Consider the following 24,560-nt stretch of genomic DNA (forward strand, 5'->3'; position numbering starts at 1 on the left):
GGTGGGGGGGTGGGGGCGGGCGACCGGCGCGGCCCACCGGGCCCCCAGCACCCGGCCGCGCCGCCCCCCGCCCGCGCCGGCCGCCCCCCGGGGGCCCAACCGGTCGGCGCCGGCCGTCCGCCAGGGGCCCGGCGAGCGCCGGGCCTCCGGGGCGGCCAACTGGGGTGCGGCGGTGCTCACTTGACCCATGTCTGGCCGACGAGCATGTAGAACTGCTTGCTGAACTGGTAGTTGCCCAGCCGCTTCGACGTGAAGTCGATGATCTTCGGGTTGATCAGCGGGACGACCGGCGACTGCCGCATGATCGTCTGGTCGATCGCGCCCCACTGCGTGTTGGCCGCCGTCGGGTCGGTCTGGGCGGTCTTCAGCGCGGTCTGCATCTTCGCGTCGACGCCCTTGTCGCAGAAGCCCGAGATGTTGATGCTGGAGTCGCTTCCCGGGTGGAACGCGGCGCAGGAGAACAGCACGTTGAGGAAGTCCGAGGCCGCCGGATAGTCCTGGTACCAAGAGGTCAGGGCGAGTTGGACCTTGTTCTTGGTGTTCTGGATGTAGGTGAACTGGATGTTCGCCGACAGCGGCTTGAGCGTCGCCTTGTAGCCGAGCTGGGTGAGCAGGCTCTGCAGGTACTGCCCGATCGACTTGTTGACGTCGTCGTCCTGGGTGACGATGCCGACCTCCTGCCCGGCCGTACCGGACTGCTTCACCAGCGCCTTGGCCGTGGCGAGGTCCGCGGCCGTCCAGGTCTTGCCGCCGCCCTTGGTGTAGTCGCAGGAGTCGACGTGCCCGGGGAAGCCCGGCGGCAGGATCGTGCACGCGGGGGAGGCGAGGTTGGTGCCGCCGTACAGCCGCACCACGGCGGACCGGTCCACGGCCCAGTTGATGGCCTGGCGCGCCAACTTGTTGTTGAACGGGGCCATGTTGACGTTCAGCGTCGCGTACCAGAACGCGGTCAGCGGGTTCACATGCGCCTGGGACGTGTACTTGGTGCCGATCTCGTTGAGCCGGTCGGCGGGCGGCGGGTCGTACATCCAGTCCGCCTGACCGTTCTCGACGGCGGTGACCTCGGACTCGACGGTCTGCCCGAAGGTGTAGTCGATCTGGTCCGGGTACCCCTGCGGTTCGGCCTCCCGCGACCACTCCTTGAAGTGCGGGTTGCGCACCAGCTTCAGCTCACGGTTCGGATCGTAGGACGCCGCCATGTACGGGCCGGTCGTCGGCAGCGGCTTCGTGCCCGCGTCCTTCGTCGGCGAGTCCTTCGGCACGATGCTGGCGTGCGGGACGGCCAGCTTGTACGGGAACTCCGAGTCCGGCGCGGTGAGGTTGACGGTGACCGTGTTCGCCGTCGCGTCACCGGTCACGCCGCCCTTGAGCGTGCAGGACGCGGGCGTCTTCAGACAGGCGGTGGCGCCGACTATGCCGTTGTAGAAGGTGCCCGCGGTGGGGCTGGATACCTTGAAGATGCGCTGGAAGGACGCCACCACGTCGTCGGTCGTCAGCGCCTTGCCGTTGGAGAAGGTGATGCCCTTGCGGAGCGTGAAGGTGTACGTCTTCCCGCCGTTGGTGACCTTCGGCATCGTCGCGGCCAGGTCCGGGACGACCGTGAACGACGACTGTCCGCCCACCTTCTTGAACGACAGCAGTCCGTCGTACATCGACTGGTACAACTGCCAGTACTGAAGGGTGTAGTTGACCTGCGGATCGAGGCTGCCGGCGGCCGCGTGGGCGACCAGCTTCAGCGTGCCGCCCTTGTGCTGCGGCAGGAAGGCGGAAGTGCCGGACGCCGACGACGACGTGGTCGGGCCGGAGGAGGAGCTGTCGTCGGAGGACGAACAGGCGGCGGTGGTCAGGGCGAGGGCGACGGTGGCGGCGGCGAACGCGCTCCGTCTCGTGCTGCGGGACATCCAGGGAACTCCCGTCGGAGGAAGGGCTGTTGGGTCGGCCGGGGTGGGCCGTGGGATCGGCCGAAGGCTCAGTCGGTGGAGTCGAGGAACGTGCCCACGACCCGGAGGTAGAGCTCTTCCTCCTCGACGTGCGGCATGTGGCTGGAGCGCTCGAACATGTGCCAGCGCACGTCGGGGATGTGATCGGCGAAGGGGCGCAGCGTCTCGGGAGTCGCCTCGTCGTACCGGCCGGACACCAGCAGGGTCGGTGCCTCGACCAGATGCAGCCGGTCGATCACGGACCAGTCCTTGAGCGTGCCGACGACATGGAACTCGTTGGGCCCGTTCATCGTGTGGTACACGGTCGGATCGGCCGCGATGTTCTCCCAAGTCGCCTGCACCTCGGGCGGGTTGGGGATCAGCCTGCACACATGGCGCTCGTTGAAGACCTGCTCGGCGGCGAGGTAGTCGGGGTGGTCGGTGGTCCCGGCCGCCTCGTGGGCGAGCAGCGTCCGCTGAACCTCGGGCGGTAGCTGGCCGCGAAGTTCGGCCGCCGCAGCGAGCCACAGCTCCATGGACGCGGGGGAGTTGGCGATGACCAGGCCGCGCAGCCCCGCCGGCCGGCGTACGGCGTGCTCGGCGGCGAGCATGCCGCCCCAGGACTGGCCGAGGAGGTGGTAGGAGTCGGCGATGCCCAACTCCTTGAGGAGGTTGTCGAGTTCGTCGAGGAAGAGCTGGACGGTCCAGAAGTCGGCGCCCTCGTCGGGCAGATGGGTGGAGAGCCCGGTGCCGAGCTGGTCGTAGTGCACCACCTGGCGGCCCTGCTCGGCGATGCCCGCGATGCTGAGGGTGTAGTTGTGACCGGCGCCGGGGCCGCCGTGCAGGACGACCAGGGGTGTCCTGCCGGGCGTGCCGGTGATCCGGTACCAGGTGGAATGGCCGTTGAAGTCGACGGTGCCGGTGTGATTCGGTTCGGGAATCGCCACGCGAGGGCCTCCCAGGAGGGCCGTCCGCCAGGCCGAGTTCCGGGCCTGGCCTCTGGCTGAAACGAAAAGGATGTGACGGATGGCTGCGATAGTGATTGGGTAAAAGGTCAGCGCACAAGACCTTTTAGCGGGGGCTGGGCAAGACGTAACGACGAGTTCACGTGGCCCGCCCGCGTTTACAGAAGTGGCACTGAAGGGGGAGGACAGCTGACATCCGTACCTGAGGCATCCGAAGCCGGGGACGAGTTCTCACGCGTCCTCGACCGCGTCCTCCTCGGCGGCTCCCCGTCCTCCGCGCTGCGCCCGGTGCGGGTGGCCTCGGCGGTCGACGAGGTGTCCGACCGGCTGCTCACCGCGATCGCCGTCGGCGACTTCCTGCCGGGCGAACGGCTGCCCGCCGAGCGTGAACTCACCGGCCTGCTCCGGGTCAGCCGCCCCACCGTGCGCGAGGCGGTCGCCCGCCTCCAGGCTGTGGGTGTGGTCGAGATCCGGCGGGGGCGCAACGGCGGGACCTACGTCCGCGACAGCTGGACCGAGTCGACGGCCGCCGCCGTCCGGCACACCCTGCTGCCCCGCTGGGAGGAGTTCGAGCAGCTCTTCGACCTGCGCGGCCTGGTCGAGGGCATGGTCGCCGCCACGGCCGCCCGGCGCCGCGGCCCGAAGGACCTCGACCCCATGCGGGACGCCCTGTCCGCCTACCTCAACGCGAGCACCCCGCGCGACGCGCACACCGCCGACAGCGCCTTCCACCAGGCCGTCCGTGCCGCCACGGGCAACCCCCAGATCGTCATGCTCAGCCAGGACCTGCTGGCCCGCATCAGCCTCGGCTTCCCCGTCGAACCCTGGGGCAAGGGCGAGCAGACCCACTTCCACCAGGGCGGCGAGGACCACAAGGCCCTGTACGAGGCCATCGCGGCGGGCGAGCCCGAGCGCGCCGAGGAGATCGCCCGCGGCCACTTCACGATCAGCGCCGGCCTGATCCGTGACGTACTGGAGCGGGTCCGGGCCCGCTAGAGGCCCAACTCCCGTACGGGAACGGCCACTTCAGCGGTCCCTCCCAGTCGCAGCACGGGCCGCGCGCTCGCGGTGATCGTGGCCGGGCTGCCCAGGGAGTCGCCCATGTCGACGGCGATCTCGGTGATGCCGCGTTCGGCCAGGTCGGCGGCGAGGCATGCGGTGCTGTTGGCGTTCGCGATGTCCTCCGGGACGCCGATCGACGGCGCGAACATGCGTGCCGCGAGCCGACCGGAGTGCTCCGGCGCCGAGTAGACGTAGCAGCCGAGCAGCCCGAACCGGTCGCAGGCCGCGCGGAGCCCCTCGAAGTCCGGTGCCAGCGCCGCGAGTTCGGTGCGTGAGGCGACCGGGACGAGCAGTCGCGCCCGCCCGGCCGAGGCCACGCGGGCGCCTTGGACGATCGCGTCCGGAGTGATGCCCAACGGGGGCAGGACGTGCGCGCACTCGTCCGGGGTCGGCTCGCGCAACTCGACGGGACCCGGCTCGAAGACGGCACGGAACCGTGCCCCCTTCCGTACGGCCCATCCGGCGAACGAACGCCCCGCCGCACGCAGGGTGCCCCGGTGCTCCGCGCCTCCGGAACGGTCCGCGAGGTACGCCAGGGCGGCGACCGTACCGTGGCCGCACGCGGGCAGTTCGCCCTCGGCGGTGAAGAAGCGGAGTGACACCTCGGACCCGCGCACCGAGACGAAGACGGCGTGCGAGGTCCCCGCGAGGACCGGCACCCGGCGCCGCTCGCCGTCGCTCAACGGCACTTCGTCCAGCACCGCGGTGGGGCTTCCGCCGGCGCCCCCGCGCAGACACGCGCGGACGATCGTGACGGACAGTCGGCTGATCACGCGAGAACCGTACTATGTTCTGTCGCAACATCAGACATTCGGAGCAAATATGCCAAAAACGGATGAGCTGCTTGATGTGACGGAGGCGGTGGCCCCGGCCACCGTCCACCCAACCGAGCGGCGGCGCCGCCGCCTCCCGCGCAGACCCCCGCCGACGACGGCGCTCGTCACCGCCCTCGGCCTCGCCGTCTGCGCCCTCCTGCTGTCGGGCACGCCGTGGCTGAACGGCCCCGCCGTGGCCGCCTGGCGCACCGTCTGCCTGGCCATCACCGTGCAGGCGCTGCCGTTTCTCCTCCTCGGCACCGCCCTGTCCGGGGCGATCAACGCGTTCGTGCCGGCCGACCTGTTCACCAAGGTGCTGCCCAAGCGTGCCGTGCTCGCCGTCCCCGTGGCCGGACTCGCCGGAGCCGTCCTGCCGGGCTGCGAATGCGCGTCCGTGCCGGTCGCGAACAGTCTGATCCGCCGGGGCGTCACCCCGGCAGCCGCGTTCGCGTTCCTGCTCTCGGCGCCCGCGATCAACCCGATCGTGCTGACCGCCACCGCCGTCGCCTTCCCCGGCAGCCCCGCCATGGTGCTGGCCCGGCTGCTCGCCTCGCTCGCCACCGCCGCCGTCATGGGCTGGCTCTGGCTCTGGCTCGGCCGTACGGAATGGCTGCGCCCGGTCGTCCGGCACACCGGACACCAGCACGGACACAGCCGCTTCACCGAGTTCCGGCTCGGCTTCCAGCACGACTTCCTGCACGCGGGCGGCTTCCTCGTACTGGGCGCGATGGCCGCGGCGACCTTCAACGTGAGCGTCCCGCGCTCGGTCCTCGACACCTTCTCCGGCTCGCCCTGGCTGTCCGTGCTGTTCCTGGCCGCGCTCGCCGTCGTCCTCGCGGTCTGCTCCGAGGCCGACGCCTTTGTAGCGGCCTCCCTCACAGGCTTCTCACCCACTGCCCGGCTGGCCTTCATGGTCGTCGGCCCCATGGTGGACCTGAAACTGATCGCCCTTCAGGCGGGCACCTTCGGCCGCGCGTTCGCGGTCCGCTTCTCCACCGCGACCACGGTCGTGGCCGTCGCCGCCAGCGTCCTGATCGGAGGCGCCCTGCTGTGAAGCGCACCGCACAGATCACCCTCCTGATCCTGACCGGCCTGGGCCTGCTGCACACCGCCCTCTTCACCGACCTCTACCTGCGCTACGTCAAGGAGGGCCTGCGCCCGCTGCTGATCGTCTCCGGCGTCCTCCTCCTGCTCCTGGGCCTGGCCCACGCGGCGTTCGACCACGACAGCGGTGAGAAGGAGGACCACGCTCACGGACACGACCACTCCACCGCACCCCGCATCGCCTGGCTCCTCTTCGTCCCCGCGCTCAGCCTCCTCCTCTACGCCCCGCCCGCCCTCGGCGCCTACACGGCCGCGCACGCCGGCAGCGAGACCGTCAAGCAGCAGAAGCGGTTCGCCGCACTGCCCGCGACTTCACCCCTCCCGATGACCCTCACGGACTTCACCACCCGGGTCCAGCAGGACAAGGAACGCGCCATCAAGGGCCGTACCGTCGAGATGACCGGCTTCGTGACACCGGGACACGGCGGCTGGGACCTGACCCGCATCATCTTCACCTGCTGCGCGGCCGACGCCCAGACGGTCAAGATCCGGATGTACGGCACCCCCGCGCCGCCCGCCAACACCTGGCTGGCCGTCACCGGAACCTGGCACACCCAGGGCGCCCTCGGCACGAAGTCCGCGGCGGCGGCCCTCGACGTCCACGGCACCCGGCCCATCGCACAACCCGTCAACGCCTTCACGGACGACCTGCCCCTCACACCCACCCGGTAACGCGAACTGCCGCTGCCGACACGGGCGTTCGGACCGCAGGAGTCACGACGCCCCGACCTTGGTTAACCTGCACGGGTGACCACCGATCTGACCCTGCTGCCCCGCGTCGCCCACCGCGGACAGGAAGTCACCGCGCCCCGGCTCCGCGGTCTCCTCGCGCTGCTCGCCGGCGACCTCCGCACCGGCTGCAGCACCGAGCGGCTGGTGGCGGGGCTCTGGCCGGACGAGCTGCCGGAGCGGCCGGGCAAGGCGGTCCAGGTCCTGGTGTCCCGGGCCCGGGCACAGTTGGGCGCCGAGGTCATCGCCAGCACCCCGACCGGCTACCGGCTCACCCTCGCCGAGGACCAGGTCGACAGCTCCGCCCTGCTGCTGCACGCCACGGTCAGCGCCGACCGGTCCAGGGCCGGGGACCACGCGGCGGCGCTGGCCGCGGCCGAGGCCGGGCTCGCCCTGTGGGAGGGCACCCCCGACGGGGACCCCGACAGCGCCGACCCGGTGGCCGTACTGCGCGCCGAGCGCACCCCCGTCCACGCCGCGCTCGTCCGCGCGCGGGCCCTCGCGCTCGCCCGCCTGGGACGGCACGCGGAGGCGGCCGGCCCGCTCGCCGAGGCCGCCGCGGAACATCCCCGCGACGAGGAGGTGCTCGCCGAACTGCTGCGCGGCGAGGCCGCGTCGGCGGGGCCGTCCGCCGCGCTGATGCGCTACGAGGCGTACCGCAGGGAACTCCGCGACGACCTCGGCACGGACCCCGGCGCCGGACTCAAGGCCGTGCACAAGGAGTTGCTGAACGGCGAGGCACCGGTGGTCCGACACGGCGTGCCGCACGAACCGAACCCGCTCCTCGGCCGGGACGAGGACATCGCGGCCGTCGAGCGCGCGCTGGGCACCTCCCGCGCCGTCACCGTCGTGGGCCCCGGCGGACTCGGCAAGACCCGGCTCGCGCACGCCGTCAGCCGCCGGGCCGAACAGCGTGTCGTGTACTTCGTGCCGCTCGCCGGTGTCACGGCCGACGCGGACGTGACCGCCGAGGTGGCCTCCGCGCTCGGCGCGGGCGGGATGAGCGGCCCCGCCTCCGGCGACCCGGTGACCGCCATCCTCGGCATCCTCGGCACCGGCCCCGCGCTGCTGGTCCTCGACAACTGCGAGCAGATCGTCCGGGGCGCCTCGGCCCTCGTCCAGGCCCTTGTCTCGTCCTCGAAGGACCTGCGGGTGCTCGCCACCAGCCGCGCCCCGCTGGGCCTGACCTCGGAGGCGGTGTACGCGCTCCCGGAGCTGGGCCTCGCCACCTCCGTCGAACTGTTCACCCAGCGGGCGCGCGCCGCCCGCCCCGGCGTGGAGCTGCCGTCGGACGCGGTGACCGAGCTGTGCCGCCACCTCGACGGGCTGCCGCTCGCCGTGGAGCTGGCCGCGGCGCGGGTCCGGGTCCTCTCGGTGCCGGACATCGCCCGGCGCCTCGGCGACCGGTTCGCCCTGCTGCGCGGCGGCGCGCGGGACGCACCCGAGCGACACCGCACCCTGCACGCGGTCGTGGAGTGGAGCTGGAACCTCCTCGCGGAGGACGCCCGGGCCGCGCTGCGCACCCTCTCCGTCTTCCCCGGCGGCTTCCTCGCCGAGGCCGCGGAGCAAGTCCTCGGCGAGGACCCGCTGTTCCTCCTGGAGCAACTGGCCGACCAGTCCCTGCTCACCGTCGCCGACACCCCGGCGGGCGTACGGTTCCGAATGCTGGAGACCGTACGGGAGTTCAGCGCGGCCCGGCGCACCGAGGCGGGCGAGGACGAGACGGCCGTAGACCAATTCCTGCTCTGGGCACGGGACTTCGGAGTCGCGTACCACGACTGGTTCTTCGGCTCGGAGCCGCGCGCCGCCTGGGAGCGGATCAGGGGCGAGCAGGACAACCTCGTGCTGGCCCTGCGGTACGCCCTGGCCCGTACGGACTGTCCCACCATCGCCGCCCTCACCGCGGTTCTCGCCGCCCTGTGGTCGACGGGTTCCAGCTACCCCCGCCTCACCGCGCTCGCGGCGGACACCGGCCCGCCGCTGTCGCACTACCATCCCGAGCCCGAGTACGTCGAAGTCGCCCGCGCCGCGGCGGTGTTGTGCACGGCGAGCCTCTTCATGGGCTTCGGCCCGCAAGTCGTACGGCAGCTCGTCACCCTCCGGCGGCTGCCGCCGGCACCGCCGGACACCCTGCTGCGCGCCATCTCGGCCGTGCTGGGCGCGGTCCCCGAGATGCTGCCCCCGGACTACGGCGTGCTGCGCGAACTCTGCGACAGCGAGCGGCCGTTGCTCGCCGGGATCGCCGAGTGCGTCGCCACCTATGTGTGGGAGTACGAGCACGACATCGACCGCTCGCTCGCCTCCGCCCGGCGCAGCATCGAGGCACTGGCACCGGTCGACCACCCCTTCCTCCAGGTCCTCGGGCACGCCCGGCTGAGCGAGCTGTGCCTGCAGACGGAGCAGGGCGAGGCCGCGTACGAGAGTCTCAGGGCGGCGCTCGCGGCGCTGCCGCGCCTCGGTGACGAGCACGACTCCATCGGCGTCCGCTGGGGCCTCGTCCTCGCCTGTCTGCAGCGCGGCGAACCCGACGAGGCCGAGTACTGGCTGCGGCAGGCGGAGGAACGCAACCCCGCGCACAAGGACGACGTCTACAGCCCCGACTTCGGCGGCCGTGCCGAGATCGCACTCGCCCGCGGGCTGACGGAGGTCGGACTCGGCCTGTGGCGCCGCAACGTGGAGGCGATCCCCGAGGCCGGTTCGGCGCAGAACGACGACCCCTTCTACGACCGGTGGCTGCTCCAGGTCCAGTCGGCGGCGGTGACGGCTCACGCGCACGCCGACCGGCTCGGGCTCGTCACGGATGTGGCCGACCGGCTGCGCCGGCGGCTGCGCACCCTGCTCGCGGGTCCGGCCCGCTCGCCCATGGAACTCCCCGTGTTCGGGACGGGGTTGCACGCCCTCGGCATGGCCGGGATCGTCTCCGGCGACGCCTCCGCCGTACGGCTGATCGCACTCGCCGAACGGCTGCGGGTGCTGCGCGACTTCCAGCCCACCATGTCGGCGGAGCGTGCCCGGCGGGCGGCCCGGGACGCCGACGGGGCGGCGTACGCCGACGCGGTGTCGGAGTACGCCGCCCTGGAGCGGGACGAGCTGCGGGAGGCGGCCCGCGCTGTCATGGCGGTTACTTCGGGTCGCGGTTGAACTGTGCCGTCGACCAGCGGTAGCCGAGCACGGTGAGCCCGACGCACCAGGCGAGCGCGATCCACCCGTTGTTGCCGATCCCGGTGCCCAGCAGCAGACCGCGCAGGGTCTCGATGGCCGGGGTGAAGGGCTGGTACTCGGCGATCGGCTGGAACCAGCCCGGCATCGTGTCGGCCGGGGTGAAGGCGCTGGAGATGAGCGGGAGAAGGATCAGCGGCGTCGCCATGTTGCTGGCCGCCTCGGGGTTGGGGCTGGCCATGCCCATCCCTACCGCGATCCAGGTGAGCGCCAGGGCGAAGAGCGCTAGCAGCCCGAAGGCCGCCAGCCACTCCAGGACGGTGGCGTCCGTGGACCGGAAGCCGATGGCCACGGCGACGGCACCGACGAGGATCAGACTGGCGAGGACCTGGAGCACACTGCCGACGACGTGCCCGATGAGGACGGAGCCGCGGTAGACCGCCATCGTGCGGAAGCGGGCCATGAGCCCCTCGTTCATGTCCATGGATACGGAGACCGCGGCGCCGATCACGGTGCTGCCGATGGTCATCACCAGGAGGCCAGGGACGAGATAGGCGATGTAGTCGGAGCGGTCGGCGCCGCCGCCACCGATGCCCGCGCTCATCACGTTGCCGAAGACGTAGACGAAGAGGAGCAGCAGCATGATCGGGGTGAGCAGTAGGTTCAGGGTCATCGACGGGTAGCGCCGGACGTGCAGCAGGTTGCGGCGCAGCATCGTGGACGAGTCGCGGACGGCGAGGGCGAGAGTGCTCATCGGACGTTCTCCTTGGCCTGGTGGGGGATCTTGCTGTCGCCGGTGAGGGCGAAGAACACGTCGTCGAGGTCGGGGGTGTGCACGGTCAGCTCGTCGGCCTCGATGCCGGCGGCGTCCAACCAGTCGAGGACGGCCCGCAGTTCGCGCTGGCTGCCGTCGCTCGGGATCTGGAGCGACAGCGCCTCGTCGTCGCGGGTGACCTCGCGCAGGGCGGAGGCGGCGGACTGGTAGGCGGCCGGGTCGGTGAAGCGGAGCCGGACGTGTCCGCCGGGGACGAGCCGCTTGAGTTCCTCGGCGCTGCCCTCGGCGGCGATCCTGCCGTCGTTCAACACCGCGATGCGGTCGGCGAGTTCGTCGGCCTCGTCCAGGTACTGGGTGGTGAGGAAGACGGTGACCCCGTCGGCGACCAGCGTGCGGATGATGCCCCACATGGTGTGGCGGGAGCGCGGGTCGAGGCCGGTGGTCGGCTCGTCGAGGAAGATGATCCGCGGGCTGCCGACCAGGGTCATGGCGATGTCGAGGCGGCGCTTCATACCGCCCGAGTAGGTGGAGGCGGGCTTCTTCGCGGCCTCGGTGAGGTCGAAGCGCGCCAGCAGTTCGGCGGCCACCCGCCGCCCCTCCTTCCTCGGCAGATGGTGCAGATCGGCCATGAGGAACATGTTCTCCTCGCCCGTGATCAGACCGTCGACGGCGGAGAACTGCCCGGTGACGCCGATCGCGGCCCGTACGGCCTGCGGGTCCACGGCCAAGTCGTGGCCGCCGACGCGCAGTTCGCCCGCGTCGGCGGCGATGAGGGTGGAGAGGATCTTGACGGCGGTGGTCTTGCCGGCGCCGTTCGGGCCGAGCAGGGCGAACACAGTGCCGGCCGGTACCGCCAGGTCGATGCCGTCGAGGACCGTCTTGTCCCCGTAGGCCTTGCGCAGCCCCTTGGCCGCGATGCCGAGTGAGTGCGATGTCGTTGAAGTCATGCCGCAGAGCGTGCGGCAGGCCGCATTCAGCGCGGTTTCACGACGGTTTCACTGCCCCGGAACCGGTCGTCCGGGCCCGCCGCCGGTCGCTCCCACGGGGTTCATGTCCTGATCTCCCGGCACATCCGAGAGTTAACGGGTCATTGGGGCACATGCGGTGTGAAGGCGGGGTCGAGCCGGAAATCATCTTGTCATGAACCTGCGATCCGACGGACGGATCGCGGTCTCATGGAGGTGTTGGATGCACCGCAGACTCGCCACCGGTCTCGCCGCCTCGACTCTGGCCCTGGTCGCCGTCGTCGCCACCGCTACAGCCGCCACCGCCGTACCCGCCGACAAACCCCAGGTCCTCTCCAGCTGGACGCAGACCAGCGCGTCGAGCTACGGCCTCTGGGCCGCCGCCCGCGCCAACCAAACCGCATGGTCCGCCTACGAGTTCGACTGGTCCACCGACTACTGCTCCGACTCGCCCGACAACCCCTTCGGCTTCCCCTTCGCCACGTCCTGCGCCCGCCACGACTTCGGCTACCGCAACTACAAGGCCGCAGGCAGCTTCGACGCCAACAAGTCGCGGCTGGACAGCGCCTTCTACGAGGACCTCAAGCGCGTCTGCGCCGCGTACAGCGGGGCCACCGCGACCGCCTGCAACAGCACGGCGTGGACGTACTACCAGGCCGTGAAGGTCTTCGGCTGACGGGTCGTCAACCGGTCGGCCAGTGCGGGGCGTCGACTGCCGGCGTCCCGCAACTCCGTCTCAGGCGAGGCGGTTTCACACCGCGACGACCCGAACTCCCGCCTCCTCGAACCGCCTTGCCATTTCACTCTCCACCGCCGTGTCCGTAACCAGCGTGTCCACCGACTCGGCCGAACAGATCCGGGCGAAGGCCCGCTGGCCGAGCTTGCTGGAGTCGGCCGCGACAATGACACGCTCGGCGCGCTCGCACAGCAGCCGGTTGATCGCGGCCTCCGCCTCGTCGTGGGCCGCCGCGCCGTGTGTCACGTCGAAGGCCACCACACCGAGCACCGCCACATCGACGGTGATCTGCGACAGCACACCGTCCGCGAGCGGCCCCACGAGTTCGTACGACTGCGGGCGCGCGACGCCGCCGGTCAGCACGATCTTGAACTGGGGCCGTACGGCGAGCTCGTTGGCGATGTTGAGCGCGTTGGTCACGATGGTCAGTGCGGGCGATCCGGAGCTTCCGGGGGCTCCGGACGTGAGGTCACCGCGCACGGCCAGGGCGCGGGCCACCTCCGTGGTCGTCGTGCCGCCGGTCAGGCCCACCGCCTCGCCCGGTGCGACGAGTTCCGCGACCGCCTTGGCGATGCGCTGCTTCTCGGAGGCGTGCCGGGCGGTCTTGTAACGCAACGGCAGCTCGTACGACACCCCGTGCACCACGGCGCCGCCCCGGGTGCGCACCAGCATCTGCTGCTCGGCGAGCTGGTCGAAGTCGCGGCGGATCGTGGCGGCCGACACTGCGAGGTCGGTGGCCGCCTCCTCGACGTCGAGCCGCCCGCGCTCCACGAGCAGCTCCAGCAGCGCCTTCCAGCGGGCGTCGCGCGACATCCGCACTCTCCGTTCCTCGATTCTCCGCGACCCTAGCGCACGTCTCCTTGGTCCGATTGCTTGATTGTGCTCGAAAGCTCGCTATATCTTGCAGGAACGAGCATATCCGGGGAGGGAACGGCATGACCTATGTCGAGGACGAGCTGAAGAGTCAGCCCGAGTGCTGGATACGCGCCGCGTCGGAGGCGCCGGGGTACCGGGATGTGCTGCCGGCGCCGGGGGAGCGGGTCGCGATCGTCGGCTGCGGCACCTCGTACTTCATGGCCCAGGCCGTCGCCGCCCTCCGCGAGGGAGCGGGCCGGGGCGAGACCGACGCCTTCGCCGCTTCCGAGTTCCCGCACGGCCGCCCGTACGACCGGGTCCTCGCCCTCACCCGCTCCGGTACCACCACCGAAGTACTGGAACTCCTGGGTCAGTTGAAGGGCCGCACCCGCACCACCGCGATCACCGCCGACCCGCACACGCCCGTCATGACGGCCGCCGACGAGATCGTCCTGCTCGACTTCGCCGACGAACGCTCCGTGGTGCAGACCCGGTTCGCGACCACCGCGGTCACCCTGCTCCGCGCCCACCTGGGCCTGCACACCGACACCGTCGTCGCCGACGCCCGTACCGCACTCGCCGCCGAACTGCCCCAACAGCTCGTCGCCTGCACCCAGTTCACTTTCCTGGGCCGCGGCTGGACCGTCGGGCTCGCCAACGAGGCCGGGCTGAAGATGCGCGATGCCTCGCTGTCCTGGACCGAGGCCTACCCGGCGATGGAGTACCGGCACGGCCCGATCAGCATCACCACCCAAGGCACCGCCACCTGGATGCTCGGCGAGGCGCCCGAGGGACTCGCCCAACAGGTGCGCGCCACCGGCGGGTTGTGGATCGAGGGCGGCCTCGACCCGCTCGCCGAACTCGTCCGCGCCCAGCGCCTCGCGGTCGCCGTCGCCGCACACCGCGACCTCGACCCCGACCGCCCGCGCCACCTCACCCGCTCGGTGATCCTCGCCCCCTGAAAGGAACGGGACAGGCCGTGCCCCTCGTCACCACCGGCGAACTCGTCACCCGTGCCGCCGAGGCCCGCTCCGCCGTGGCCGCCTTCAACATCATCACGCTGGAACACATCGAGGCCGTCATCGCCGGCGCCGAGTCCGCCGACAGCCCCGTCGTCCTCCAAATCAGCGAGAACGCCGTCAAGTTCCGCCACGGCCGCCTCCTCCCGCTCGCCCGCGCGGCCGTCGCCGCCGCCGAACGGGCCGCCGTACCCGTCGCGTTGCACCTCGACCACGTCCAGAGCGACTACCTGCTCCGGCAGGCGCCCGGCGCCGGATTCAGCTCCGTCATGTACGACGCCGCCCGCCTGCCCTACGCCGACAACCTCGCCGCGACCCGCGCCGCCGCCGACTGGGCACATGCCCAAGGGCTGTGGATCGAAGCAGAGTTGGGGCAGGTCGGCGGCAAGAACGGCGAGCCGCCCCTCGACGCCCACGCACCAGGCGCCCGCACCGACCCCGCCCAGGCCCGCGCCTTCGTCACCGACTCCGGCGTCGACGCCCTCGCCGTCGCCATCGGCAGCACGCACGCCATGACCACCCGTACGGCCACCCTCGACCACGACCTCCTCAAGCGGCTCGCCGCCACCCTGGACGTCCCCCTCGTCCTGCACGGCTCCTCGGGAGTCCCCGACGACGAGCTGATCGCGGCCGTCGCGGGCGGTATCACCAAGGTCAACGTGGGCACGGCCCTCAACCTCGCGATGACCGGCGCGATCCGGGCCTACCTCGCCGAGCATCCCGAGGCGGTCGACTCCCGCAAGTACCTGAGCGCCGGGCGGGAGGCGATGGCCGGGGCGGTCGCCCGGATCATCGGCGTCCTCACGGGACGACCTAGCGTTTGACGGCCTTCAGCACCACGAACTTCGGGTCGCTGGCGACGAGTTGGCTGTTGCCGAACAACCGCTTCAGCTTCACGTGATAGGCGAGATGCCGGTTGCCGATCACGTGGAGTTCGCCGCCCGGCCGCAGCGCGCGCCGAGCGTCGCTGAACATCCGCCAGGCCGTCGCGTCGGTCGTCGCCTGGTGCGAGTGGAACGGCGGGTTGTTCAGCACCAGGTCCACACTGTCGGCCGGGACCCCGGTCAGCCCGTCCCCGACCCTGAACTCGGCCTGCCCCGGCACCCCGTTGGCCTTGTACGTGGCCTCCGCGGACGCCACCGCCTGGAACGACTCGTCCACGAACAGGACTTCGGCCTCCGGATCGGCCAGCGACACCGCCGTACCGACGACACCGTTTCCGCACCCCAGGTCAACGACCCGGCGCGGACCGCGACTTGACGGCAGGTGCTGGAGGAAGAACCGCGTGCCGATGTCGAGGCGCTCGGCACAGAACACACCCGCGTGATTGACCACGGTGTGCCCGGAGACGACCCCGATGCCGTCGGGCAGGGCGTAGCTGTGCGGCCACGGATTGGTGGCACGGACCCCCGACGACCGGGGCGAGCAGTGGATCAGCCGGGCCTTCTTCTCGGCCAGCGAGGTCCTGGTCGGGCCGAGGATCCGCTCGAACAGCTTCAGCGTCGAGGTGTGGATCTCCTTCACCATGCCGGTGCCCACGACGACCGTGCCGGCGTGCACCGCGGGCGCCAGCCGCAGCAACTGGTCCTCCAGCAGCGCGAGACTCTTCGGCACCCGGACCAGCAGCACATCGACGCGCTCGGGCGGCGGGTCCTGGGTGGTGAGCAGCCGTACGGAATCCGGGGCGACCTCGTTCCGTGCCAGGTTCGCCCTCGTCGCCTCCTGGGTGAGGAACGAGTCCGTGATCTGCACCGGGCCGTACCGCGCGAGCGCCGTGGCCAGGGCGCCCCAGCGGTCGCCCACGATCACGACCGTGCCGGACAGCGGGGTGTCCTGTGCGGCGAGATGTCGCAGCAGGTACTCGTCGGAGGCGTCCCAGGCGCGCAGCCGGTCGCGCGGGTCCTCGGGGAAGCGGGCCAGGGCGCGGTCGCCCCACGGAGTCGTCATGCGGTCGATATGGTCGTCCATCGTGCGCCAAGGCTAACCGAGTACCAGCTCACGGCCGGTCGGGGCAGGATGGAGCGCATGGACGCCGAGCTGTTTCCCCGGGCCCGCACGGAGATCGCGCCGGGCGCGGTGCACGTCCCCGACTGGCTCGACCCGGCCCGCCAACGCGATCTCCTGACGGCCTGCCGCGAGTGGGCCCACCCGCCTGCCGGCCTGCGCACGGTCCGTACCCCGGGCGGCGGCACGATGACCGCCCGCCAGGTCTGCCTGGGCTGGCACTGGTATCCGTACGCCTACTCCCGCACGACGACCGACGGCGACGGCACCCCCGTGAAGCCGTTCCCGCCCTGGCTCGACGAACTGGGCCGGCGGGCGGTCGCCGACACCCTGGGGGCGCCGACCGCGTCGTACGACATCGCCCTGATCAATTTCTACGACGCCGACGCCCGCATGGGCATGCACCGCGACAGCGACGAGAAGTCCGACGCACCGGTCGTCTCCCTCAGCCTCGGCGACACCTGCGTCTTCCGCTTCGGCAACACCGAGACCCGCACGAAGCCTTACACGGACGTGGAGTTGAGGAGCGGGGACCTGTTCGTGTTCGGCGGGCCGTCGAGGCTGGCGTACCACGGGGTGCCGAAGGTGCACGAGGGCACGGCGCCGGGGGAGTTGGGGCTCAAGGGGAGACTCAACGTGACGCTGAGGGTCAGTGGCTTCTGAGCGAGGGTGCGTTGTGCAGGGGCGCGGGGCTGTGTCGATATGCGGCTCCGCCGCGCGGGCGCGACCAGCCCTCATCGGCCGCAACTGTGAACACGACCCCGAACGGCTCTCTACGGATCATGGGAGACTCCCCCTCATGAGCGGCGAAGGGACAACCTCAAGAGCGCGGCTGGACCGAGGACGCGGCGCCCTCGGCCCCGCACTGGAACTCGTGCACACCGGCCGCGCCCCCACCCGCGCCGTGCTGACCGCCGAACTCGGCGTGACCCGTGCGACGGCCGGCGCGGTCGCCGCCGAGCTGGAGGCGCTGGGCCTGATCAGGGTCGACGCGAGGCCCGGCGCGGCGGCAGGCTCGCAGGGCCGCCCCTCGCACCGGCTCGCGCTCGCCGAGGACGGCCCCGTCGTCCTCGCCGCCCAGGTGCACGCCGACGGCTTCCGCGCCGCGCTGGTCGGTCTCGGCGGCCGGATCGTGGCGACAGCCCCCGGATGCGAGGCCGTCGACGCCGACCCGGCGAAGGTGCTCGGCTCGGTCGTCGAGGCCGGTGCGGATCTGCTGCGCGAGACGGGCCGGCGCTGCGTGGGCGCCGGACTCGCCGTACCGTCCGCCGTCGCCGAGCCCGACGGACTGGCGCTCAACCCGCTGCACCTGGCCTGGCCCGCAGGCGCGCCCGTACGGCAGATCTTCGCCGAGTGCGTGCGCGCGGCCGGCCTCACCGGACCGGCGTTCGCGGGCAACGACGTCAACCTGGCCGCGCTCGCCGAGCACCGGCACGGCGCGGGCCGGGGCGCCCGCGATCTGCTGTGCGTGGCGACCGGACACCGGGGTGTGGGCGGCGCGCTGGTGCTCGACGGGCGTCTGCACACGGGGAGTTCGGGGCTCGCGCTCGAAGTCGGACACCTCACCGTCAACCCCGACGGCCGCCCCTGCTACTGCGGCAGCCGCGGCTGTCTCGACGTCGAGGCGGACCCTCTCGCCTTCCTCACGGCCGCCGGTCGTGAGCCCGGTCCCGAGGTGTCCCTGCTCCAGGAGTCCAACGACCTGATCCGCCACCACTACGACGACCCGTCCGTCCGCAGGGCAGCAGAGACCCTCATCGACCGGCTGGGGCTGGGTCTCGCCGGGCTGGTCAACATCCTCAACCCCGACCGGATCATCCTCGGCGGACTGCACCGCACCCTGCTCGACGCCGACCCGGAGCGGCTGCGGGCGGTCGTCGCCGACCGCAGTCTGTGGGGGCAGAGCGGGGGCGTGCCGATCCTCGCCTGCACCCTCGACCACAACAGCCTGGTGGGCGCCGCCGAGTTGGCGTGGCAGCCCGTGCTCGACGACCCGCTGGCGGCTCTTTCCTGACCGCGCGGACGGCACGTGACGGAAGGAATTGACGAGCCCGTTGGGAGCCGGGGCAGAGTAGGTCTATCGTCGGAAACCTAAGGCCAGAGGATGGAGGCGGCCGGTGATGCCGCAGGATGATCCCGTGATCGGATGCACGGGGCAGGTGATCATCGGAACCCGTGGAAACGCGGGCCCCGGCGAGATCCTGGTGCGCGTCCGCGGCGGCTCCGAGACCTTCCTCGCCTGGTCTGACGATCCTCTGCCCACGGGGGCGACCGTGCTCGTGATCGAGTCGCGTGGGGGTCGTGAGGTCCACGTCATCGAATGGGTGGATCCATTGGACGCGCTGGGCGGGGACCCCGCCGGCGCAGAGTGAGGAGTACCAATGTTCGGTTACCGCGTTCCCGCTCCCGATGAGGCGATGCTGATCTCGGGTGGCAGGCGGGGACTGGGGGGCGCGCCGTTCCGAGTGGTGACGGGGCACGGAAAGTTCGTGCTCCCGGTTTTCCGCAAGACCCGTTTCCTCACCCTGGCGATGTGCGAGGCAGAGGTCACCGAGACCTGCGTGACCCGGCAGGGCATCGCCCTGAACGTCCGCGCCGTCATCGCCTTCAAGGTCGGCAACGACACCGAGAGCATCATCAACGCCGGCCAGCGCTTCCTGTCCGACCAGGACCAGATGTCGGTGCTGACCGGCCGGATCTTCGCCGGTCACCTGCGGTCCATCATCGGCTCGATGACCGTCGAGGAGATCGTCACCGAGCGGCAGAAGCTCGCCGCCGAGGTCCTGGACACCTCGAAGATCGAGATGGCCAAGATCGGCCTGATCGTGGACTCGCTGCAGATCCAGTCCATCGACGACGGCGACACCGGCTACATCGAGGCCATGTCCGCCCCGCACAAGGCGGCCATCCAGCGCCAGGCCCAGATCGCCCAGGCCCAGGCCACGCAGGCCTCGGCCGAGGCGCAGCAGGTCGCGGCCCGCAACCAGGCCGAGTACGCCCGGCAGACCGCCGTCGTCAAGGCCGAGTACTCGGCCGAGGTGGACCGCGCCCAGGCGCAGGCCGCGCAGGCCGGACCGCTGGCGCAGGCACACGCCCAGCAGGAGGTGCTCGCCGCGCAGACCGAACTGGCCCAGCGCCAGGCCGAGTTGCGCCAGCAGCAGCTCGTCGCCGAGATCGTCAAGCCGGCTGAGGCCGAGGCGCAGCGGATCAAGCTGCTCGCCATCGCCGAGGCCGACCGGATGAAGATCCAGGCCGAGGCGGCGGCCTCCTACGACCGGGTCGCGCTCGACCGCATGCTGATCGACCAGCTCCCGCAGATCGTGAAGGAAGCGGCGGGCGGCCTCGCCGGCGCCAACGTCAACGTCCTCAACGGCGCGGACGGCCTCGGCGAGATCGCGGCCGGTCTGGTCTCGCAGGGCCTCACGATCCTCGACTCGGTCCGGGGCAACCTGGGCAACGCGGACAACGACGGCCGCCGCCCCGGCGACGACGTCAAGAACCTGCTCCAGCTCCCGGCGAAGAAGGACGACAAGAAGGACGACGGTCCGGTGGACCTCGACTAGCAAACGCGCGAGGCGGCCGGTCCTACCAGGGAGCCGTGAGGCTCCACAGCGTCGCCACCAGCGGGCGGCGCAGATCGGCCCGCCGCACGCACAGCCCGATCGGGAGCGGCTCCGGCGCGGGATCCGCCGCGACGACCGCCAGCCGCTCCCGTACGGCACTGCACTCCAGCACCAGCCGGGGCACCACACCCGTCCCGCAGCCCAGCGCGACCAGCGTCAACAGCCCCTCGTGGCCGTCCGGTTCACAGGCCACGTCCGGTGTCGTACCCCGGGCCCGGAACCGGCGGTCGGCCGCCTCCCGGACCACCGCTCCGACATCGTCGGCGAGCGCGCCATCCTGCTCGGCGCGGTCCACGGCATCGTCGAGAGCCTCTACACGCGCTACCGCCTGTCCGGCGACGACCCGGTGACCGCGTACGAGCGCTCCTGCGAGAACGTCACCGGACCCATCGCCCAGACCATCTCGCACGCCGGACTCCGCGCCGTCCGCGAGGAGTTGGACCCGGCCGGACGCGAGGTCTTCGACCGCGCGTACTCGGCGACCTACGGCCCCGCCCGCGAGCTCGTCGCCGAGATCTACGACGAGGTCGCCGACGGCACCGAACTGCGCAGCGTCGTCCTCGCCGAACGGCGGCTCGGCGCACGGGAGATGAGCGGGATCGGCGGCTCACCCATGTGGGCCGCAGGACCGGAGGTCCGCGCCCGCCGGGCCGAACGCGCCCTGCCCGTCGAGCCGTTCACCGCCGGGGTGTTCGTGGCGACGATGACCGCCCAGGTCGACGAGTTCGCCGAGCGCGGCCACCCCTGGTCCGAGATCGTCAACGAGTCCGTCATCGAGGCGGTCGACTCCCTGCTGCCGTACATGCACGCCCGCGATGTGGCGTACATGGTCGACAACTGCTCCCGTACGGCCCGCCTGGGCACCCGCCGCTGGGGTCCGCGCTTCCAGGCGGCCTACGAGCAGATCGCCTACCCGGCGTCCGAACTCCCGCCGAACGAGGCCCTGTTGACGGCCTTCGACACCCACCCCGTGCACGAAGCGCTAGTTGCGGCGGCGAAACTGCGGCCGTCCGTGGACATCTCCGTGGCCTAGGCATCCGTCACCGTGAGGTCGGGAACGGAAAGGCGTCCTGGTAGGCGTTCACCGGCTTGGCGACCTTCTCGACGGTGACGCCGTCGAGCGCGGCCGGGGCGGAACTCGTACCCAGGGTTCCGCCCGCGTGCCAGGTCCCGGTGATCGGCACCCAGGTGTTGGCGGCCAGGGCCGGAATGCGGTGGACCCGCACCTTGATGGACTGGGCGTCCGCAGCGCGGCACGGATCATGATGCGGATCAGGTCCCAGGAGGTGCTTCCTCTGGCGGGCGTGACGAAACCGGTCATCTGGACGGTGCGGCCCGTGATGGTCCCCTTCCGGTCCTGCCGCACACGCGTGAGGAAGAGCAGCCAGGCGACTCGGGGCACCTTGGAGTGGTTGTGCCCACATGCCCTTCGGCGGGTCCGGTGTGGTGGTGGCCTGTGTGGTCTCGCCGTCGGCGCCCGCTTTCGGGCGGGACCACGCCTCCGCGATGCCCAGCAGGATCAGCAGGAACCCCGACACGACGGGCACCGGGCGTACGCGCGGCCTGACGTGGCGCAGGCACAGGTCGGTGAAGAGCGAGGCGTGCAGCAGGCCCAGGCCGCTGAGGTCGAACATATCGGGCCCTCGCCAACCCCCGACGACTGACTCCGCCGAGGAGGCGTACCGCACTCTCGTCTCAAGGCCAGCCGACGGCGAAAGCCCGCGCGGGGTTCTCCCTGAGGATGCGCCCCACCAGCTCATCACCCAGCTCCAGCGCGAGTCGTGGCGCGATCCGCCGCAGTAGATACGGCATCCCCGGCCCGCCGTCCACCGAACGCGCGCCCGCGACCACCGTGTCCCCGCCGAGCAGCAGCCGGTCACCGAAACCGGCCTCGGCCAACGCCCGCACCCCGTCCGGCATACGCCAGTCCGTGGCGTGGTTCGCCCGGGACGGGCCGTCGAACGCGAGGTAGGCGCCCGTTTCAGCGGCCTGGCGCTGGACCACGAAGTCGGGGGAGCGGTTGAGGTGGCCCAGGATCACCCGGTGCGGTTCGACGCCCAACTCCCCGCACAGCAGGTCGAGTACGTCGAGCGCGCCCGTGCCCAACTCCAGGTGGACGGCGATGGGCGCACCCGTCGCCCGGTGTGCCTCGGCCGCGGCGGACATCGTCCACCCGGCGTGCGCGTCGAGGCCGTGGAAGCCGCCCGCCACCTTGATGATCCCGGCACGGACACCGGACGGGCCGACGCCCTCCGTCAGTTCGGCGACGAAGACGTCGGCCAGCCTGCCGCGCAGGCTCTCCAGCAACTCCGGGCTGTAGTGGGCCGCTTGGTGCAGCCCGGTCGCGCAGACCACGTGCACACCCGTCGCCCGCGACAGCACCGGCAGGTCGGCCACCCGGCGCCCCATCCCGTACGGCGTCCACTGCACGACAGCGCCACCGCCGACGGAACGGAACGCCGTCAACTCGGCGCGTGCGGCCGAGGCATCGCCCAATTCCTGGCCGGGGAGTCGCGGACTGCGCAGAAAGAGATGGTCGTGCGCGTCGCACACCCCCAGCTCCCCGGGTTGCACATCCCCCAGCACCGTACGGACGACGCCGACGCCACTCACCACTGCCGACCACGCGGCAAGGCGCCCCGCCCCGGCGCCGAAAGATGCAGCACCTGGAACACATCCCCTTCCGCCTTCGGTCCGTCGGGCTCCCAGAGTTCCCAGAGAGAGAAGTGCACCAGCTCCCAGCCGCGCGGGTCGACGGCCGCCGCAGCGAGCACCGCGCCGTCCTCCCCGGCCAGCCGCCGGGTCTCATCGACCGCGTCCTCCATGACCGCGGCCAGTTCCACCCCCTCAGGTATCCGCCGCCGGCTGCGCACGGCGACGGCGGCGGGGGAGCCCGCGGCCCCGCCCTCCTCGTAGGCGAGGCCGGTCCACTGTCGAACCTCCGGCCGCCCGAAGTCGTCGGCGAGCCGCTGGAAGGCGCCGCCCCAGAGGAAGCGGTTCATGCCCTCCACCGTGTTCCACAGATAGAACGGCGCGTACTGGTTGACCGGCGAGCCGTGCACCCCGCGTTCGCGCAGCAGATACGTCTTGAAGCCGAGCCCGTCCCAGTCGTCGAGCAGATGCCCGACGCGCGCCACCCGCCCCCGGATGATGCCCATGTCGTAGTCGGCGGGCAGGGTGAGTTCGTACTGCATGGCGTGCATCAAGTGCCTCCTCAGGAGGGGTAGTTCGCGGGGTCGACGTGCTCGTGCCAGTCGGCGGTCGTGCCGTCCTCGGCCGCCTCGACGACGGCGAGATGCGTCATGAACGTGCGCGGTCCGGCGCCGTGCCAGTGCCACTCGCCCGGTTCGATCCACACGGTGTCGCCCGCGCGGATCGCCTCCACGGCACCGCCCCTGCGCTGCACGAGTCCCTCGCCCTCCGTCACGTACAGCACCTGGCCGTGCGGATGGGTGTGCCACGCGGTGTGCGCGCCGGGCGTGAAGTGCACGCTGAACATCCGTATCCGGGACGGCGGTTCGGGCGCGGCTAGCTCGTCGAGCCACACCGTGCCGGTGAAGTTCTCCGCCGGACCCTGCCGAGTGTCGGGGCGCTTCCTGGTGATCTGCACTTGCTTGGACTCCTATTCAGGGAGTGGAGCGATGCGGGGTGAGAAGGGAGAGCAGTCCTCGGACGCCCGCGTCGAACGCGCCGGGCGAACCCGACGCGCGGGCCAGGACGTACCCACCCTGCACGGTCGCGAGAATCGTCGCAGCGATCTCCTCGCCGTCCAGCTCCGCCCCGAACTGCCCCTGCTCCTTGCCCTCTTCGACGATTCCGGCGAGCCGCTCACGGATGGCGTCGAGCGCCTCATCCACCGGCTCGCGCAACTCGGCGCTGGCGATGACATCCGGATCCATGGTCAGCCGCCCGACCGGACACCCGCGCAGCACATCGCGCTCACGGCGCAGATACGCCTCGATCCGTTCGTACGGCGTGCCCGGCCCGTCGAGTACTCCCTCGGCGGTAGCCCGCAACTCCTCGGCCGTCCGCCGGATCGCGGCCAGCGCCAGATCCGGCTTGCCCTTGAAGTGGTGGTACATGCTGCCCTGCCCGGCGCCCGCGCGCTCAAGGATCGCCTTGGGACTGGTGCCCACGTAACCGCGCTCCCACAACAGCTCGCGGGTGGACTCGATCAACCGCTCCGGGGTGCTCATGCAGCCGACTGTACATACTAGTAGTTACAGAAGTCGAGACCTTAAGGAGCAGTCGGAACGACCCCACATACTCCCCGGGAGGTACACACACTGCCGCTGGCCGTACGACGACCCGCCCCCCTCCCCGGAGCCAGTCTCGATACATCACCGGAAGCCCCACCCGGGGCTCATCTCAGGGAGATGAATCGACATGCAGACTCTGGCGAACTGGAACGGCGGCGGCCCCGGCCCGTGGATCCTGTTCTTCCCGCTGATCTGGGCGGCCGTAGTGGTCGGCGTGGTGACCGTCCTCCGCCGCACCGCATGGCGCGGACGCGCCGCCCCCTGGCGTGCCATGGCCGACCCCCGCCCCACCGGCGACTCCCCGCTCGCCGTACTCGGCCGCCGCTTCGCCTCAGGCGAGATCGACGAGGACGAGTACTGGCGCCGGCTGTCCGTCCTGGACGAGCAGTTCGGCCGGGTCGGCAAGGGAGGCGGCCCGGCATGACCACCGCGACCACCACCCGCACGGCCGCGCGGGTCGTCGACGCCGTCAAGGTGTACGGCGGCGGCGACACCCCCCGGGGGGCCCAGGGCCGTGGTGTCCTAGACGTACCCGCCCGCCCCGTCACCGCGGAGAAGGGAGCCACCCCGT

26 protein-coding genes and 1 pseudogene are annotated in these 24,560 nt (G+C 71.4%); 13 read left to right on the forward strand and 14 right to left on the reverse strand.

The features are described from left to right. The 3 genes and pseudogenes from ACFXC1_RS28120 to ACFXC1_RS28130 all read right to left on the reverse strand — a co-directional run. Positions 1-180: pseudogene (locus ACFXC1_RS28120) on the reverse strand (hypothetical protein); the annotation flags it as partial. Further along, the gene (locus ACFXC1_RS28125) at positions 177-1,901 is read right to left on the reverse strand and encodes an ABC transporter substrate-binding protein (RefSeq protein WP_381247255.1); all 1,725 of its coding nucleotides are present in this window, start codon (positions 1,899-1,901) and stop codon (positions 177-179) included. The pseudogene ACFXC1_RS28120 and the gene ACFXC1_RS28125, both read right to left, overlap by 4 nt. Positions 1,902-1,969: 68 nt before the next feature. Then, on the reverse strand, positions 1,970-2,866 hold the full coding sequence (locus ACFXC1_RS28130; protein WP_381247258.1) for a proline iminopeptidase-family hydrolase: 897 nt from the start codon (positions 2,864-2,866) through the stop codon (positions 1,970-1,972). A gap of 306 nt (positions 2,867-3,172) precedes the next feature. Between ACFXC1_RS28130 and ACFXC1_RS28135 the strand changes: the two genes are divergently transcribed. Then, on the forward strand, positions 3,173-3,880 hold the full coding sequence (locus tag ACFXC1_RS28135) for a FadR/GntR family transcriptional regulator (protein ID WP_381247261.1): 708 nt from the start codon (positions 3,173-3,175) through the stop codon (positions 3,878-3,880). Here ACFXC1_RS28135 and ACFXC1_RS28140 read toward each other — a convergent pair. Further along, positions 3,877-4,719 carry a PhzF family phenazine biosynthesis protein gene (locus ACFXC1_RS28140; RefSeq protein ID WP_381247264.1) on the reverse strand — a complete coding sequence of 281 codons (843 nt, stop codon included), beginning with the start codon at positions 4,717-4,719 and terminating at the stop codon, positions 3,877-3,879. The genes ACFXC1_RS28135 and ACFXC1_RS28140 overlap by 4 nt on opposite strands. A 49-nt stretch (positions 4,720-4,768) precedes the next feature. Here ACFXC1_RS28140 and ACFXC1_RS28145 point away from each other — a divergent pair, with 49 nt between their 5' ends. From ACFXC1_RS28145 to ACFXC1_RS28155, 3 genes are all read left to right on the forward strand, one after another. Then, positions 4,769-5,815, forward strand: coding sequence for a permease (locus ACFXC1_RS28145; protein WP_381247267.1), 1,047 nt, complete (start codon positions 4,769-4,771; stop codon positions 5,813-5,815). Further along, positions 5,812-6,537, forward strand: a complete 726-nt coding sequence (locus tag ACFXC1_RS28150) for a TIGR03943 family putative permease subunit (RefSeq protein ID WP_381247270.1) — start codon at positions 5,812-5,814, stop codon at positions 6,535-6,537. The genes ACFXC1_RS28145 and ACFXC1_RS28150 overlap by 4 nt, the downstream gene beginning before the upstream one ends. 75 nt (positions 6,538-6,612) lie before the next feature. Further along, positions 6,613-9,735 (forward strand): ATP-binding protein, encoded by a 3,123-nt coding sequence (locus ACFXC1_RS28155; RefSeq protein ID WP_381247273.1) that lies wholly within the window; start codon positions 6,613-6,615, stop codon positions 9,733-9,735. On the opposite strand, the gene ACFXC1_RS28160 is transcribed toward ACFXC1_RS28155, so the two are convergent. Together ACFXC1_RS28160 and ACFXC1_RS28165 are read right to left on the reverse strand one after the other, a co-directional pair. Then, a complete protein-coding gene (locus ACFXC1_RS28160) occupies positions 9,716-10,507 on the reverse strand; it encodes an ABC transporter permease (protein ID WP_381247275.1) in 792 nt (263 codons plus the stop codon). The genes ACFXC1_RS28155 and ACFXC1_RS28160 overlap by 20 nt on opposite strands. Continuing rightward, the gene (locus tag ACFXC1_RS28165) at positions 10,504-11,475 is read right to left on the reverse strand and encodes an ATP-binding cassette domain-containing protein (protein WP_381247278.1); all 972 of its coding nucleotides are present in this window, start codon (positions 11,473-11,475) and stop codon (positions 10,504-10,506) included. The genes ACFXC1_RS28160 and ACFXC1_RS28165 overlap by 4 nt, the downstream gene beginning before the upstream one ends. A gap of 241 nt (positions 11,476-11,716) precedes the next feature. Between ACFXC1_RS28165 and ACFXC1_RS28170 the strand changes: the two genes are divergently transcribed. Beyond that, positions 11,717-12,169, forward strand: coding sequence for a phospholipase (locus tag ACFXC1_RS28170; RefSeq protein ID WP_381247281.1), 453 nt, complete (start codon positions 11,717-11,719; stop codon positions 12,167-12,169). A gap of 75 nt (positions 12,170-12,244) precedes the next feature. Here ACFXC1_RS28170 and ACFXC1_RS28175 read toward each other — a convergent pair whose 3' ends face one another. Then, positions 12,245-13,042 carry a DeoR/GlpR family DNA-binding transcription regulator gene (locus ACFXC1_RS28175; RefSeq protein ID WP_381247283.1) on the reverse strand — a complete coding sequence of 266 codons (798 nt, stop codon included), beginning with the start codon at positions 13,040-13,042 and terminating at the stop codon, positions 12,245-12,247. Positions 13,043-13,164: 122 nt separating this feature from the next. Here ACFXC1_RS28175 and ACFXC1_RS28180 point away from each other — a divergent pair, with 122 nt between their 5' ends. Together ACFXC1_RS28180 and ACFXC1_RS28185 are read left to right on the forward strand one after the other, a co-directional pair. Next, positions 13,165-14,046, forward strand: a complete 882-nt coding sequence (locus tag ACFXC1_RS28180; protein ID WP_381247285.1) for an SIS domain-containing protein — start codon at positions 13,165-13,167, stop codon at positions 14,044-14,046. A 17-nt stretch (positions 14,047-14,063) separates the two neighbouring features. Continuing rightward, positions 14,064-14,927 carry a class II fructose-bisphosphate aldolase gene (locus tag ACFXC1_RS28185; protein ID WP_381247288.1) on the forward strand — a complete coding sequence of 288 codons (864 nt, stop codon included), beginning with the start codon at positions 14,064-14,066 and terminating at the stop codon, positions 14,925-14,927. On the opposite strand, the gene ACFXC1_RS28190 is transcribed toward ACFXC1_RS28185, so the two are convergent. Continuing rightward, entirely contained in the window at positions 14,917-16,050 is a 1,134-nt protein-coding gene (locus ACFXC1_RS28190; protein WP_381247768.1) for a methyltransferase, read from the reverse strand. The genes ACFXC1_RS28185 and ACFXC1_RS28190 overlap by 11 nt on opposite strands. Positions 16,051-16,128: 78 nt before the next feature. Between ACFXC1_RS28190 and ACFXC1_RS28195 the strand changes: the two genes are divergently transcribed. The 4 genes from ACFXC1_RS28195 (at position 16,129) to ACFXC1_RS28210 (ending at position 19,670) form a co-directional block, all read left to right on the forward strand. Next, entirely contained in the window at positions 16,129-16,770 is a 642-nt protein-coding gene (locus ACFXC1_RS28195; RefSeq protein ID WP_381247291.1) for an alpha-ketoglutarate-dependent dioxygenase AlkB family protein, read from the forward strand. A gap of 136 nt (positions 16,771-16,906) precedes the next feature. Next, positions 16,907-18,121 carry an ROK family protein gene (locus ACFXC1_RS28200; protein WP_381247294.1) on the forward strand — a complete coding sequence of 405 codons (1,215 nt, stop codon included), beginning with the start codon at positions 16,907-16,909 and terminating at the stop codon, positions 18,119-18,121. 106 nt (positions 18,122-18,227) lie between these two features. Continuing rightward, complete coding sequence (locus ACFXC1_RS28205; RefSeq protein ID WP_381247297.1) at positions 18,228-18,479, forward strand: hypothetical protein; 252 nt, start codon at positions 18,228-18,230, stop codon at positions 18,477-18,479. 9 nt (positions 18,480-18,488) lie between these two features. Further along, the gene (locus ACFXC1_RS28210) at positions 18,489-19,670 is read left to right on the forward strand and encodes an SPFH domain-containing protein (protein ID WP_019069577.1); all 1,182 of its coding nucleotides are present in this window, start codon (positions 18,489-18,491) and stop codon (positions 19,668-19,670) included. A gap of 22 nt (positions 19,671-19,692) precedes the next feature. On the opposite strand, the gene ACFXC1_RS28215 is transcribed toward ACFXC1_RS28210, so the two are convergent. After that, positions 19,693-20,139: a LysR substrate-binding domain-containing protein gene (locus ACFXC1_RS28215; RefSeq protein WP_381247771.1), complete on the reverse strand. Its 447-nt coding sequence runs from the start codon at positions 20,137-20,139 to the stop codon at positions 19,693-19,695. Here ACFXC1_RS28215 and ACFXC1_RS28220 point away from each other — a divergent pair. Further along, positions 20,029-20,763 (forward strand): hypothetical protein, encoded by a 735-nt coding sequence (locus ACFXC1_RS28220; RefSeq protein WP_381247775.1) that lies wholly within the window; start codon positions 20,029-20,031, stop codon positions 20,761-20,763. The two genes, ACFXC1_RS28215 and ACFXC1_RS28220, sit on opposite strands and share 111 nt — an antisense overlap. Positions 20,764-20,770: 7 nt before the next feature. On the opposite strand, the gene ACFXC1_RS28225 is transcribed toward ACFXC1_RS28220, so the two are convergent. The 5 genes from ACFXC1_RS28225 to ACFXC1_RS28245 form a co-directional block, all read right to left on the reverse strand. Next, the gene (locus ACFXC1_RS28225; RefSeq protein WP_381247300.1) at positions 20,771-21,364 is read right to left on the reverse strand and encodes a hypothetical protein; all 594 of its coding nucleotides are present in this window, start codon (positions 21,362-21,364) and stop codon (positions 20,771-20,773) included. A 61-nt stretch (positions 21,365-21,425) separates the two neighbouring features. Next, on the reverse strand, positions 21,426-22,343 hold the full coding sequence (locus ACFXC1_RS28230) for a phosphotriesterase family protein (RefSeq protein ID WP_381247302.1): 918 nt from the start codon (positions 22,341-22,343) through the stop codon (positions 21,426-21,428). Next, complete coding sequence (locus tag ACFXC1_RS28235) at positions 22,340-22,933, reverse strand: DUF4865 family protein (protein ID WP_381247304.1); 594 nt, start codon at positions 22,931-22,933, stop codon at positions 22,340-22,342. Before ACFXC1_RS28235 ends, ACFXC1_RS28230 begins: the two co-directional genes overlap by 4 nt. A gap of 11 nt (positions 22,934-22,944) precedes the next feature. Then, a complete protein-coding gene (locus ACFXC1_RS28240) occupies positions 22,945-23,340 on the reverse strand; it encodes a (R)-mandelonitrile lyase (RefSeq protein ID WP_381247306.1) in 396 nt (131 codons plus the stop codon). Between the two features lie 16 nt (positions 23,341-23,356). Further along, a complete protein-coding gene (locus ACFXC1_RS28245; protein ID WP_381247309.1) occupies positions 23,357-23,926 on the reverse strand; it encodes a TetR/AcrR family transcriptional regulator in 570 nt (189 codons plus the stop codon). A gap of 190 nt (positions 23,927-24,116) precedes the next feature. Here ACFXC1_RS28245 and ACFXC1_RS28250 point away from each other — a divergent pair, with 190 nt between their 5' ends. After that, complete coding sequence (locus tag ACFXC1_RS28250) at positions 24,117-24,413, forward strand: SHOCT domain-containing protein (RefSeq protein ID WP_381247311.1); 297 nt, start codon at positions 24,117-24,119, stop codon at positions 24,411-24,413. Positions 24,414-24,560: the final 147 nt, after the last annotated feature.

Origin of the sequence: Streptomyces hokutonensis (assembly GCF_042751305.1) — a bacterium.
GTDB classification, from domain to species: Bacteria; Actinomycetota; Actinomycetes; order Streptomycetales; family Streptomycetaceae; genus Streptomyces; species Streptomyces hokutonensis_A.